Genomic DNA, 13245 nt, shown 5'->3' with positions numbered 1-13245 from the left:
AGCTCGTGGCGGACCGCGACCCGCGCGGCTCAGAAGGTCTCGCCGGTGAGGAGCTCGTAGGCCTCGATGTAGCGGCGCCGCGTGCGCTCGACGACCTCGGCGGGCAACGGCGGCGGGGCCGCACCGGACTCCTTGTCCCAGCCGCTCTCCGGCGAGAGCGCCCAGTTGCGCACGATCTGCTTGTCGTACGACGGCTGGGTGCGGCCGGGCTGCCACTGGTCCGCGGGCCAGTAGCGGGAGGAGTCGGGGGTGAGCACCTCGTCGGCGAGCACGATCCGGCCGTCGCCGCCGGGGACCACGCCGAACTCGAACTTGGTGTCGGCCAGCAGGATCCCCCGTACGCGGGCGATCTCCTCGGCCCGCCCGTAGACCCGCAGGGTCAGGTCGCGCAGCGCCGCCGCGGTCTCGGCACCCACGGTGGCGGCCACCGCGTCGTACGACACGTTCTCGTCGTGGTCGCCGAGCTCGGCCTTGGTCGCGGGCGTGAAGATGGGCTCCGGCAGTCGGCTGCCGTCCTCGAGGCCGGCGGGCAGGGCGATGCCGCACACGCGGTGATCGGGGCCGGAGGCGCGGTAGTCGAGGAGGCCCGAGCCGGTGAGGTAGCCGCGGGCGACGCACTCCACCGGGAACATCTCGAGCCGCTCGCAGACCACCGCGCGGCCGCGGACCGCCTCGGGGACCTCCGTCGAGACCACGTGGTGCGGCACCAGCGACGCCAGCTGCTCGAACCACCACAGGGACATCCGGGTGAGGATCTCGCCCTTGTCGGGGATCGTCGTCTCCAACACGAAGTCGAAGATCGAGAGCCGGTCGCTGGCGACCATGAGGAGCTTGCCGGCGTGCGGTCCCTCGGTGAGCTCGTAGAGGTCGCGCACCTTGCCGGAGTGCAGGTGGCGGGCGCCGGGGAGCTCCGGGGCGGGCGGGATGTTCGCGAGCGTCACGGGCGTAGCCTATTCAGCCCCGTCCGGTGACCGCCGCCGCGTACTCCTCGGACGAGACCCACTCCGCCGAGGCGACGACCTCGAGGAACTCCTTGCGGGTCAGCCCGGTGCCCTCGAAGATCAGCGCCGAGGTCGAGGTGGCAGGAACGGCGGCGACCCGGTACTGCGTGCCGTCCGCCTCCTTCCACTCGGCGAGAAGGCTCCGCTCGCCCAGCACCGTGATCTCCTCGCGGACGTCGGCCTCGAGGTAGCGGTCGTAGACGAACGGGTCCTCGACGCCGCCGACCGGCGACATGAGAACCTGCGCGCGGCCGCGCTCGTAGAAGTACTGATGGTCCTCCATGCCCAGCGACCAGCCCGGAGCCCGGATCAGGGCGGGCCGGTCCGGGATGAGCGGACGATAGCTTCCCGGCGCTTCGTAGCCGGCGTCGGCGAACGCCTTCGCCGGGAGGTGGTCGCGGGCGTCGGCCGGATCCAGCGGCGTGAGCCGGTCGAGCAACGCGAGATAGGCGCGCTTGGAGAGGCCCGTGCCCCGCGCCTCGATGGTGTGCTCGCCGACCACCTCGCGGATCACCGTGTGGTCGTCGTCCGCGTAGGCCCACAGGCGTGCCGGAGCGCCCAGCACCTCGACGTCCTCGCTGACCCCGATGTCCTCGCGATCGGTCACATATCCGGCGTACGCGTCGGCGGGGCGCCAGTTGATCTCCAGATCCGCCTCGTCGCCGCTCCGGTAGACCAGGTCGCCGCCCTGGTCGTCGACCCTGGCGTAGGTCAACACCCAGCCCGGTGCCTCCAGGACGGCGAGCTCGCCGCTGCCCCGACCGGGCGTCGCGGTCACGGCGGAGCCGTCGTCGCCCTGTCGGCCGAGCCAGGCCGTTCCGGCGACCACGGTCGCGACCGCCGCCACGGCGACGAGGACGGGCAGCGCCCGGCGGTACCGGCCGGGCGGAGCGGGTTCGGTGGTGTCGATCGGGGCGAGGGTCATGATCTCCTCCAGCAGCTCGGCGCGACCCTCGTGGACGGCGAGGCCGGCGACACCGGCGTCGGTGATGGTGCGGTTCATCGGGGCCCTTCCTTCCGGGTGGCGGTGACGGGTTCTGCAGGGAGATGTCCGGGGCGGGGCGGATCGTTGCCGAGCAGGTCCCGCAGCCGGGTCCGGGCCCGCGACAGCCGGGGCCGTACGACGGCGGCGGGGACGCCGAGCACCTCGGCGATCTCACGCGGCTCGAGGCCCTCCCACAGGTGCAGCTGGAGAACCTCCTCGTCGCGAGCGCTGAGCCGCTTCATCGCGGCGGTCACGTCGGCCCGGTGCACCACGTCGTCGGCCAGATCGGCCATGGCCTGGGCGATCTGGAGCCGCAGCCGCTCGCCGAGCGCCGCCCGGCGCCCCTCGCCGCGGCGATGGTTGGCGAGCGTGCGCCGCGCGACGCCGTAGAGCCACGGCCGGGTGCCCTCCCCCGGCGGCACGTGCCCCAGGCGGCGCCAGGCGACCAGGAAGGTGTCGGCGGTGACGTCGGCCGCGTCCTCGGGTCGGTCGGTCCGGCGCAGGGCGAAGCCGAGCACCGCGTCGAAGTGCGCGGAGTACAGGCGGCGGAAGTCGTCCTCCCGGGCCGAGCCCGGGCCCGCGATGTCGCTCATGCCTCTCCCATGTCCGGCTCCGGGACGATCGTTGCAGCGCCGGGCCGCGGCCCGCGCGGTCCACCGACCGGAATTGTCGTCAACCAGGCTCCGCGACGACGAATTCGGTAGGTGAGCCGCACCGACCCAGGGGCGCCGGGCGACGCCGGGGGAGCAGATGGCAGAGTGAGGCCATGACGGAGTCCGCGCAGCCGCTCATCGACAGCACGTCCTTCGCCCCCGGCCAGGTGATCTGGGAGGACGAGGTCTGGATCCTCGCCCGCCACGACGCCGGCGACCGGCTCGGCCTGACCCTTCACCACCGCGAGCCCGAGGCCCTCGGCCAGCTCTCCGACGAGCACGCCTCGCAGCTCGGCCGGATCGGGAACCGCCTGGTCCGGATCATCGAGCACCTGCCCGAGGCCGGCCGCGTCGGCCTCACCCGCACCTCCGACGACCACGTCCAGCTGGCGTTCGAGGCCGAGGGCGTCCCGGAGAGCCGGCTGCACGACATCGCCGTGAAGCTCGCGAACTGGGGCGGCGAAGCCCGCGCCTGACCCTGCGCCCCGCGAGCGGCACCACCGGTCGCGTCTCGGATTCGGCTTCCCCGGCCGCCCGGCGACACTAGAGTCACCCCGAAAGGTGGCGACTCATGACGGGACCGGTCCTGCTCGCGCGTCCCCGGCTGCACGCGCGGCTGGACCAGGACGAACCGCGGCTGATCGTGCTGTCGGCACCCAGCGGTTCGGGCAAGACCAGCCTGGTGCGCTGCTGGGTGGCCGCCCACCGGCCCGGGGAGGTCGTCTGGGTCACCCTCGAGACCGACCACGTGGCGCGGACCAACTTCTGGCAGGCCGTGCTGACCAACGCCGGCCGCCTCGACGTGCTGCCCGCCGCGGAGGCGGCCGGGCTGGTCGACGACGTCGAGCGCACGGCGGACCTGGCCGCGCTCGTCGCGAGCGCCCTCGCCGACCGCGGCCCGCTCGTCTTGGTGGTCGACGCCCACGAGCGGCTGCGCGACGACACCGGGCCGGTCGACGCCGACCTGTCCCAGCTGGTCCGGCTCTGCCCGGAGCTCAAGGTCGTCGTCACCACGCGTACCGCCACCGGTCTCGCCAGTCCCGGCCGGACGCTGCGCGGAGAGGTCGAGCTCCTCACCGCGGCCGACCTCGCCTTCACCGCGGACGAGACCCGCGAACTGCTGCGGGCCTTCGGCGAGCCGGGGGTCGCCGAGCGGGCCGACCAGCTGCACGCGGCCACGGGCGGCTTCCCGCTCGCCGTGCGCGCCGGCATGCTGTCGCTCGCGCGCGCCGCGACGGACCCGACCACGCCGGACTGGCAGTCGCTCGTCGCCGAGGACCTGCGCATCCAGCTCGGCACCGGCGCCGCCTACGACCTGGTCCTCGCGACCTGCCTGCCGCCGTACTTCGACACCGAGCTCGCCGCCGAGCTGGCCGGCACCACGGAGGTGAAGGAGACGCTGGCCGAGCTGGAGTGGAACGGCTTCGGCCGCTGGATCCCGTTCGCGCCGGGGCGGCAGGTCTTCCAGTACGTCGAGTCGCTGCGGACCGCGATGCTGGCGGACGCCGCGCGACTCCCGGCGGCGACCCAGGCGCGCCACGCCCGGCTGGCGGCGACCTGGCTCTACCGCAACGGGAACTTCGAGACGGCCTTCGAGGTCGCGGTCAACGCCCGGCAGTACGACGTGGCCGGCCGGGGCTACGCCGCGCTGGTGGCGAGCAACCCGGAGACGATCACGACCGCCCGCTTCGACCGGCAGCTGGCGAGCGTCCCGAGCCGGGCGCTCACCCAGTACCCCGCTCTCGCACTCGGCCGCGGACTGGCGTGCCACCGCGACCCCGCCACCCTCGGCGCCGCGGCGGAGTACTTCCGGATCCCCGCCTCCGTCAGCCATCCCCCGCCCGGCGCGACGCCCGGCGAGGTGCTGATGGTGCACACCGCCAAGGTCGCGAGCCTGCGCGCGCTGGGTCGGTTCGACGACTCCGGGCGCGCTGCCCAGCAGGCGCTGGCCCACTTCGACACCATCCCCGACGGGGAGCAGCACCACGTCGCCGACCTCGGCGCCACCACCCTGCGCCACCTCGGCTACTCGCTCTTCCAGGACGCCCAGATCGAGGCCGCCCGCACCGCGGCGACGCGGGCGATCACGATGAGCACCCGACCGGAGACGCTCAACCACACCGCCGTCTACGCGGTCGGCTTCAATGCCCTCGACGGGCGGTGCGGCGAGGCCCGCGCGGCGCAGGCCCACGTCGACCCCGGCGCCTGGCGGCCCGGCCAGACGCGCACCTACGTCAACGCGATGGGCCGGATCGGGCAGGCCGCGCTGCTGCTCGACGACTTCGACCTCACCGGCTCCGTCGCCGAGTACGACGACTGCCCCTTCGTCACCGCCTCGGAGTTCTGGCCCTTCGTGACCTGGACCCTGATGCACGCCCGGCTCGGCCTGGGGCACGCGGCGACCGAGGCCCACCGGGTCGAGGCCGCCCTGGCCCGCATCCCCGCGCCACCCGGCACCGCCGACAGCCTGGGCGGCGCCGCCGTACGCGCCACCCTGGCCGTCCTCTGGCTGGCGGCCGGCAACCGCACCAAGGCCGGCCCGCTGCTGCGCACCCGGACGAGGTACGCCGGACAGCTGGCTCCCGCGGTCCTGCTCAGCCGGCTGCTCGCCGGTGAGGCGACCGACGCCCTGGGGGCGCTGCCCCGCATGGAGACCCGGCCCGGCCACACCACCCGGTCCACGGCCGCGCTGCTCACGCTCGGCGCCGCGGCCGCGCTTCGCGCGGACCGCGCCGACACGGCGGCCGCCCTCCTGGACCGGGCGCTCGCGATCGTCGGCCCGCGCGGCGCGCGGGCGCACCTCATGTACCTCCCGGCGCCCGACCTGGCCGGGCTGCGCGCCCTCGCCGCGGACCAGGGCGACACGGCCCTGCGCGACCACCTGGCCGCGCCGGTGCCGGACTGCATGAGCGGGGAGATCGTGACCGCGCCGCTGACGCCGCAGGAGCGCACCGTGATCGCCGCGTTCGCCCGGTACCCGACGCGCGCGGCGGCCGCGGCCGCCCTCCACGTCTCCGAGAACACCGTGAAGACCCACCTGCAGCGGATCTACCGCAAGCTGGGCGTCAACTCCCGCGAGGCGGTCGTCCAGAAGGCGATCGAGCTGGACCTGCTGACTCCGCGCTGACCACGGCGGCGCTCCGGCGGGCCGTGCCCGCGAGCACGACCGCGGCCAGGAGACCGGACGCCGCGCAGATCGACCACACCGCGTAGTAGCCCCCGATGCTGCCGCCGCTGAGCCGGAGCGTGCCGGTGCTGGCCAGGCAGATCGCGAAGACCGACGAGGCCATGCCACCGCCGATGGTCTTGGCCGCGTTCGTGAGCCCGGTCGCCGAGCCCACCCGACCGGGCGGCGCGGCCGCCGCCGCGGCTGCCGGGATCGCCGCCACCAGCCCGCCCGTCCCGAGGCCGATCACCGCCATCACCCCCCAGGCCGCCGCCGGACTCGCGTGCAGGGGCAGCCACGCGAGGTACCCGACGGCGTAGACGACGCAGCCGACCACCATCGCGCGCCGGGCGCCCAGCACCCTGCTGGCCGGGCCCAGGGACAGCGCGCCCACCGCCAGGCAGGCGACGTAGAGCGCGATCCGCGCCGAGCCCTCGGCCGCGGTCAGCCCGAAGCCGTAGCCGTGCACGGCCGGGTCGCTGCGGAAGTACGTCGACAACGGCACCTGCGCCCCGAGCAGGGACATGCCGACCAGGAAGGCGGTCGCCTGGACGCTCCACTGGGCGGGGTGGGCCAGCAGCCGGACGTCGACCAGCGGGTCGGCGTGGCGGGACTCGTAGCGCCACCACAGGACCAGGAGCGCGGCGCCGGCCAGCACCAGCAGCCAGGCCGGCACGGACGTCACTCCGTCGACCCGGATCAGCACGAGGCCGCCCAGGACCGCCAGGACGGCCAGCGCCATCAGCCCCAGACCACCCCAGTCGAACCGGCCGCCGCGCTGGCCGGGCACCTCCTCCAGGAGGGCCAGCACCGGGAGGCACAGCGTGACCACCACCGCGGGCAGGACCAGCATGGTCGTCACCGAGACGCGGTCCGCGAGCTGACCGGCGAGCACCGCCGCCACGATCACCGAGAGCTCCAGCGTCGCCACCAGGATCGCCGCCACCCTGCGGGTGACCCTGCCCTGGTCGGGCCGGCCCGCGGTCCGGCGGTGGATCACCGCGACCTCGATCGGCAGCCAGACGACGTAGACGCCCTGGAGGGTCCACGCGACCAGCATCAGCGGGAAGCTCGGGGCGAACGCGATCCCCCAGGTCGCCGCGGCGGTGACGGCGGTCGCGACCACGAGCACCCGCCGGTGCCCGATCAGGTCGCCCAACCGGGTCAGGGGTGGCACGACCAGCGCCGAGAAGATCAGCTGCGAGGCCTCGAGCCAGTTGAGGTCGGCGTACCGCACGTCGAGGTCGTGGGCGATGTCGACCATGATCGGCCCGTAGTAGCCCTGGATCACGCCGCTGGCCACCTCGACGACGGCCAGCAGCACGATGACGGCCAGGAGCGGGTGACCCGGCGGGCGACATCCGGGACGGAGCATTGTCACCCGAGTAATGGTGGAGGTTCGCTGGGTGCGCCGGTGCGCATGGTCCGCACCGCGGACCGAAAGTTGCTCCCCGACGATGCGCGCTCCCCGCACTCCCTCCTGCCTCCGCCTGCCCTCCTCCCGGCGACTGACCCTCGCCTGCACGGCGACGACCGCCGCCCTGGCGCTCGCCGCCTGCGCGGGCGGTCCGTCCACCGGCGAGGAGCCCTCCTCGTCGGGCGGGGCGCCCAGCAGGCCCACCGACGAGCCCTCGGGCGCCGACGGGAGCGCGACGACCGCGCGGCGCACGGCGCCGGCCTTCACCGGCACGCAGCACGCGATCCCCACGGGCGCGGCACTCGACAACGTCCCGGACCTCTACGAACTCGTCGCGCAGACCGGCTGCGAGGCCACCGCCGACGGCTGGCGGGCCGAGGGCACCGCCGCCAACCCCGGCACCGCCGAGCAGGGCTTCACCGTGCTGGTGTTCTTCACCGACCCGCAGGCGCGGATCGTCGACTCCGCGTCGGCGACGGTCACCGTCGCCCCCGGCGAGACCGGCACGTGGACGGCCGAACGCGCCTTCGCGGCACCCGCGGGGACGTCGTGCGTCGTCCGCGCCGTCAACAGCACCGACCAGGACAAGTGAGGCGCCCCCCATGAAGCTCCCCCGGATCGCACTCGCCGCGGCACTGGCCGCCAGCGGGGCACTGGTGATCACCGGCGCCGCGACGACGCTGGCGCCCGCCGCCCAGGCGGCGACGGTCGGCTGCGACGCCCTGACGGCGTCCGGCTACCGGCAGTCGACCATCGGCACCGACATGCACACGCCGCGCGGGATCGACGTCGACGGCGACGGCGTCGTCTACGTCGGCGGCGTCAGCGACGACGGCAGCGAGCTGGCCCGGCTGACCCCGTCGGGCGACGACTACACCAAGGAGGGCACCGGCGGGGCCTTCTCGCCGTACGGGCTCGCCGTGGGGACGGACGGGACGATCTATGTCGCCGACACCCCGAACGGCAAGGTGGAGCGGCTCACCCTGTCGGGCGGCATGTACTACCAGGGCAACGTGGCCTGGGGGCTCGGCGGATCGCAGGCGCTGGACGTCGACGGCGGGGGCGTCGTGTACGTCGGGGACGTCCCCAACCAGCGCGTCGTCAAGCTGACCCCGGGTCAGTCCGGCTACGCCCAGGCGGCGCTCCAGTCGACGGCTCCCGCCGTCGTCACCGGGATCGAGGCCGCCGGCCCGACGACGATGTTCGTCACCGCCTCCGACGACACCGTGCGCGTCCTGGACAAGGGCGGCGCGGCGGCGGGCACCGCCCTCGGCACGGACCTGAGCTCCCCGCACGGACTGGACCTGGACTCCCAGAACCGGCTCGTCGTCGCGGACACCGGGAACGACCGGGTCGTGATGCTGACGCTCGCCGGACCGGGCGGCTGGAACTTCGCCCAGTCGACGCTCCCCGCCACCGGTCTGTCCGACCCCTACGACGTCGCCGTCGACGAGGACGACAACATCTACGTCTCCGACACCGGCAACGACCGGGTGGTCAAGCTGACCCCGCTCGCGGTCGCCGCCGAGGCCGACGCCGCGACGACCGCCGCCGGCGACGCCGTCACCACCGACGTGCTCACCAACGACAGCGCCCGGGGTGCCGACCTGGCCGACGCGCCCACCATCGCGAGGAACCCGGCCCACGGCACCGCGACCGTCAACCCGAACGGCACGATCACCTACACGCCGGCCGCCGGCTTCTCCGGCACCGACACCTACACGTACGCCGTCCGCGACACCACCGACACCGTCTGTGCGACCGCGAAGGTCACCGTCACGGTCACGCAGGGCAACGCCTGCGACCCGCTCGGCACCACCGGCGGCCACGCCCGGACCATCCTGCCGGCGGGGATCGACTATCCGGGCGACATCGAGGTGGACGCCGACGGCAGCGTCCTGGTCCCCGACCCCGACAACGACCAGATCGTGAGGCTCACGCCGACGGCATCGGGCTACGTCCGCTCCGTGGCCGTGTCCGGCCTGCCGGGGGTGTCCAACCTCGCCATCGCCGACGACGGAACGCTCTACGTCACCTCCTGGAGCACCGCGACCGTGGTCCGGCTCACCCCGTCGGGCTCGACCTACACCAGCACCACCGTCGCCACCGGCTCCGACCTCTCCTGGGCGGCCGGGATCGACGTCGCCGACAACGGCGACCTCTACGTCATCACCAGCGACGTCGGCGGGGCCGAGGGCAGGCTGCTGCGGCTGAGTGCGGCGTCGTCGTACGGCCAGCAGGTCCTCGCCACCGGTCTCGAGTACGGCCAGGACGTGGAGCTCGACGACGACGGCCAGGTCTTCGTCCTCAGCGCCGACGGCGTGCAGCGACTCGAGGATCTCGGGAACGGCAGCTACGACCTGGTCACGGTCACGAGCTCCGTCCAGGACGCCGAGGGGCTCGGCTTCGACGGTGACGGCCGGCTGTACGTCGCCGACACCTGGAACCGCCGGATCCTCGTGCTGACCCCCTCCGGGTCGGGGTGGACGGAGTCGGAACTGCCGGGCTGGGGCGACGAGAACGGCCCCAGTGGCGTCGCGGTCGGCCCGGACGGGACCGTCTTCGCCACCGACGCCAGCATCAACGAGGTCGTCATGCTGGGCCCGGCGAGAGTCGATGCCCGCGACGACGCCGCCACGGTCGGGGCGAACGGATCGGTCACGACCGACGTGCGCGCCAACGACATCGCCAACGCCGTCCTCGGCGCGCCCAGCATCGTCGACGCACCGGGCCACGGCACCGCCGAGGTCAACGACGACGGCACGGTGACCTACACGCCGACGCCCGGCTGGACGGGCACCGACCACTACGACTACCTGATCCGCGACGAGGCCGACCAGGTCTGCGCGGTCGCCCGGGTCAGCATCACCGTCACCACGTCCGACGGCTGCGGCGACATCCCGTCGAAGGAGTACGGCTACGACGTGGTCGTCAGCGATGACGACTTCTCCGAGCCGGCCGGGGTCGCGACCGACCCGAGGAACTTCGTCTTCATCTCCGATCCCGGCGGGGCCGAGGTGGCCGCCTGGGCGCCGGGCGCCGGCCCGTCGACGATCGACGACGGCCAGGGCCTGGACCCGCAGGGCATCGCGGCGGACGCGCAGGGCAACGTCTACTACGCCGACGAGGGCGACCACGAGATCGTCAAGCTCACCTGGTCCGACGACGACGGCGACTACACGACCAGGACCGTCCTCGCCGGCGACCTCCAGCGGCCTGCCGGCGTCGCCGTCGATGCCGACGGCAACGTGTTCTTCACCGAGCGCAGCAGCGGCCACGTCCACCGGCTGACGCCGTCCGGCGGGTCCTACACCTCGTCGCTGGTCGCCTCCGGCCTCGACAGCCCGCGCGGCGTCGCGGTCGACGCCGACGGCAACCTCTTCGTCGTCGACCGCGGCAACGGCCGGGTCGTGAAGCTGACCCCGTCCGGTCCCGACTACGCCCTGAGCGTGGTGTCCACCAGCGTCAGCGGGCCGATCGGGGTGGCCGTCCGACCGGACGGCGTGGTGCTCGTGGCCGACACCGACAACCGGCGTCTGCTCCAGCTGACGCCGAACGGCTCCGGCTACGCCCAGTCCGTGGCCCAGCGGTGGGACACGCGCACGCCGACCTGGATCGCCGCCCCCGACAACGACCGGCTGATCGTCGCCGATCCGGAGAACGACGACATCCTGATGATGGTGGCGGTCGGCATCACCGCCGAGGACGACACCGCGGCGACGACCGTCGCGACCCCGGTGACCACGGACGTGCACGCCAACGACGTCGGCGTCGAGGGCGTCACGGCCGTCACGACGGTGTCGGTGCAGCCGGACGGAGGCACGGCGAGCGCCGGCTCCGACGGGAGGATCACCTACACCCCGCAGGCCGCCTTCTCCGGGACAGACCACTACGTCTACCAGACCCGGGTCACCGTGGAGGGCACCGCCGAGTTCATCGGGCTCACCGCCTATCTCCACCTCGACGTCTGCGACTCCGCCGAGGTGGGGGTGACCGTGCAGAACGCCTTCGTCCCCGGCGCCGGGGTGAGCACGATGCACAACCAGCCGGTCACGACCCCGCTGTCGAGCATCGCGACCACCCAGGGCAAGCCGCTCGCTCCGACCGCCGTCACGATGGTCCAGGCCCCCGAGCACGGGGGGCTGTCGATCGACGCGGCCACCGGGGCGGTGACCTACAGCCCCACCGGTGGCTACAGCGGCAGCGACTCCTATGTGGTCGAGGTCTGCGACACGGCCACTCCGCGCGAGTGTGCCGACATCACCGTGCCCGTCACGGTGGGCGCGAACACCGTGATCGCGAACGACGACACCGCAGCGACGACCGCCGGCGATGCCGTCGTCACCGACGTGCGGGACAACGACACGAGCGCCTCCGCGCAGGCATGGGCGGCGCCGCGGGTCACCTCGGACCCGACCGGCGGCACGGCCACGGTCAGCGATGGCAACATCACCTTCACCCCGGACGCGGGATTCTCCGGCGTGACGAGCTACGACTACGAGGTCTGCGACACCTCCACGCCCACGCCGGTCTGCGACGAGGCCACCGTCACGGTCACCGTCGACAACGTGTTCACGACGGGCGCGTCCGTCACGACGGCGTACAACACCCCGGTCACGACGGGACTCGACGACCTGGCCACCGTCGCCGGCAGCCCGCTCGCGCCGGCGGCGACCACGTCGATCACCTCGCCCGAGCACGGCAGCATCGCGATCGACCCGGCCACCGGCGCGGTGACCTACAGTCCCGCCCACGGGTTCAGCGGCACCGACAGCTACGTCGTCGAGGTCTGCGACACCGCGGTACCCGTGCAGTGCGCCGAGGCCGTCGTGGAGGTCACCGTCCAGCCCAAGCCGTCGCCGACCTCCGGGCCGACGATCACCGTCCACGCACCCGACCGGGCGACCCTCCGGCTCACCAAGGCCGGACAGCCCCGGCCGCTCGCGCTCACCGGAAGCGTCACCATCACCGGCATCAACCCCGCGACCCGCCCCACGACGGCCCGCGCGGCGATCAGCGGGACGGCGACCCTCTACGGTCCCGCGAAGAAGGCGTCGCCCGCGATGTGCACCCCCGCCGCCGCGGTCGCGACGGTGGCGTTCACGCCGGTGAACGGCACCACCGCGCTGCCCCCGGTCGAGGTCACCAGGCCCGGCCACTACACCTGGGTCGCCACCACCGGCGCCGACGGCGACAACACCGCCAGCACCCAGTCGTGTGCGTCCCCGGAGTCGACCACGCTCGTCCACCGGCCCGCGATCCCGGGCAAGGTCCAGGTCAAGACCGGCTACACCGGCGTCCGTGCCGACCACGGCACGACCGACCGGCGGATCCGGCCCACCAGGATCAAGATCCCCGGCATCGGGCTCGACGCCCGGATCGAGACCGTCGGCATCCGCAAGCGGTCGATGGTCATCCCCACCGACACCGCTCGCGGCGGCTGGCTCTCCCGCTCCGCCGCCCCCGGCGACGCCGTGGGGTCCACGGTCATCGCCGGCCACGTCTCCGACCGCGGCGACCGGCCCGGCGCCTTCGGCAGGCTCCGCAAGGCCCGCCCCGGCCAGGTCATCACCGTCCGCACCGCCGGCGGAGACCTCCAGCGCTACCGGATCAAGACCATCACCACCCAGCCCCGCACCCGAGGACTCACCGGCACCGCCACCTCCACCACCGGCGAGCACCAGCTCACCCTGGTCACCTGCACCGGCCGGGTCACCTACCGCAACGGCAACTTCCACTACACCAAGAACCTCGTCGTCACCGCCGTCCCGCTGGGATGAGGGCGAGCGGTGCGAGCGGACGGACGGGTGACATGACGGGCGACATCCGCCTCGCCGCGTTGCCGCCACCACGGCGGTGCGCGTTGGCTTGACCGGCGGCGCGTGGTTCCGCATCCGCGGACCGCGCACAGCTCCGGCGTCGCGGGTGGGGCGACGACGCCGGCAGACGGGTGCGACCCGGACGGCCCACTCCCCCCAGGCCGGTCCGGGTCGCACCTCCCTCCCCTCCCGCACCCGTCGTAC

8 protein-coding genes are annotated in these 13245 nt (G+C 73.8%); 4 read left to right on the top strand and 4 right to left on the bottom strand.

What is annotated here, in order from left to right; genetic code table 11:
* Window positions 1–29 precede the first annotated feature (29 nt).
* The 3 genes from ACPZVR_RS01930 to ACPZVR_RS01920 are packed head-to-tail and all read right to left on the bottom strand — an operon-like array spanning window position 30 to window position 2579.
* Complete coding sequence (locus ACPZVR_RS01930; protein WP_436697877.1) at window positions 30–941, bottom strand: phosphoribosylaminoimidazolesuccinocarboxamide synthase; 912 nt, start codon at window positions 939–941, stop codon at window positions 30–32.
* A gap of 13 nt (window positions 942–954) precedes the next feature.
* Complete coding sequence (locus tag ACPZVR_RS01925; protein WP_436697876.1) at window positions 955–2004, bottom strand: hypothetical protein; 1050 nt, start codon at window positions 2002–2004, stop codon at window positions 955–957.
* Complete coding sequence (locus ACPZVR_RS01920) at window positions 2001–2579, bottom strand: RNA polymerase sigma factor (protein ID WP_436697875.1); 579 nt, start codon at window positions 2577–2579, stop codon at window positions 2001–2003. The genes ACPZVR_RS01925 and ACPZVR_RS01920 overlap by 4 nt, the downstream gene beginning before the upstream one ends.
* 173 nt (window positions 2580–2752) lie before the next feature.
* On the opposite strand from ACPZVR_RS01920, the gene ACPZVR_RS01915 reads away from it, so the two are divergent.
* On the top strand, window positions 2753–3115 hold the full coding sequence (locus ACPZVR_RS01915; RefSeq protein WP_436697874.1) for a hypothetical protein: 363 nt from the start codon (window positions 2753–2755) through the stop codon (window positions 3113–3115).
* 95 nt (window positions 3116–3210) lie between these two features.
* Window positions 3211–5766 carry a helix-turn-helix transcriptional regulator gene (locus ACPZVR_RS01910; RefSeq protein ID WP_436697873.1) on the top strand — a complete coding sequence of 852 codons (2556 nt, stop codon included), beginning with the start codon at window positions 3211–3213 and terminating at the stop codon, window positions 5764–5766.
* Here the strand turns inward: ACPZVR_RS01910 and ACPZVR_RS01905 are convergent.
* Window positions 5705–7180, bottom strand: coding sequence for an MFS transporter (locus ACPZVR_RS01905; RefSeq protein WP_436698216.1), 1476 nt, complete (start codon window positions 7178–7180; stop codon window positions 5705–5707). The genes ACPZVR_RS01910 and ACPZVR_RS01905 overlap by 62 nt on opposite strands.
* 82 nt (window positions 7181–7262) lie before the next feature.
* On the opposite strand from ACPZVR_RS01905, the gene ACPZVR_RS01900 reads away from it, so the two are divergent.
* Together ACPZVR_RS01900 and ACPZVR_RS01895 are read left to right on the top strand one after the other, a co-directional pair.
* Window positions 7263–7814 (top strand): hypothetical protein, encoded by a 552-nt coding sequence (locus ACPZVR_RS01900; RefSeq protein ID WP_436697872.1) that lies wholly within the window; start codon window positions 7263–7265, stop codon window positions 7812–7814.
* Window positions 7815–7824: 10 nt separating this feature from the next.
* Window positions 7825–13002 carry an Ig-like domain-containing protein gene (locus ACPZVR_RS01895; RefSeq protein ID WP_436697871.1) on the top strand — a complete coding sequence of 1726 codons (5178 nt, stop codon included), beginning with the start codon at window positions 7825–7827 and terminating at the stop codon, window positions 13000–13002.
* The last annotated feature ends 243 nt before the right edge of the window (window positions 13003–13245 follow it).

This window comes from Nocardioides segetis (assembly GCF_051390595.1).
GTDB lineage: Bacteria > Actinomycetota > Actinomycetes > Propionibacteriales > Nocardioidaceae > Nocardioides.
The sequence above is the reverse complement of the archived record's forward strand: the minus strand, read 5'-3'. Positions and strand labels throughout refer to the sequence as shown.

Bases quoted from the DNA above. Each gene is read 5' to 3' on its own strand.
- ACPZVR_RS01910 (WP_436697873.1), top strand. From the start codon at position 3,211: ATGACGGGACCGGTCCTGCTCGCGCGTCCCCGGCTGCACGCGCGGCTG.
- ACPZVR_RS01895 (WP_436697871.1), top strand. From the start codon at position 7,825: ATGAAGCTCCCCCGGATCGCACTCGCCGCGGCACTGGCCGCCAGCGGG.
- ACPZVR_RS01900 (WP_436697872.1), top strand. From the start codon at position 7,263: ATGCGCGCTCCCCGCACTCCCTCCTGCCTCCGCCTGCCCTCCTCCCGG.
- ACPZVR_RS01905 (WP_436698216.1), bottom strand. From the start codon at position 7,180: ATGCTCCGTCCCGGATGTCGCCCGCCGGGTCACCCGCTCCTGGCCGTC.
- ACPZVR_RS01915 (WP_436697874.1), top strand. From the start codon at position 2,753: ATGACGGAGTCCGCGCAGCCGCTCATCGACAGCACGTCCTTCGCCCCC.
- ACPZVR_RS01925 (WP_436697876.1), bottom strand. From the start codon at position 2,004: ATGAACCGCACCATCACCGACGCCGGTGTCGCCGGCCTCGCCGTCCAC.
- ACPZVR_RS01920 (WP_436697875.1), bottom strand. From the start codon at position 2,579: ATGAGCGACATCGCGGGCCCGGGCTCGGCCCGGGAGGACGACTTCCGC.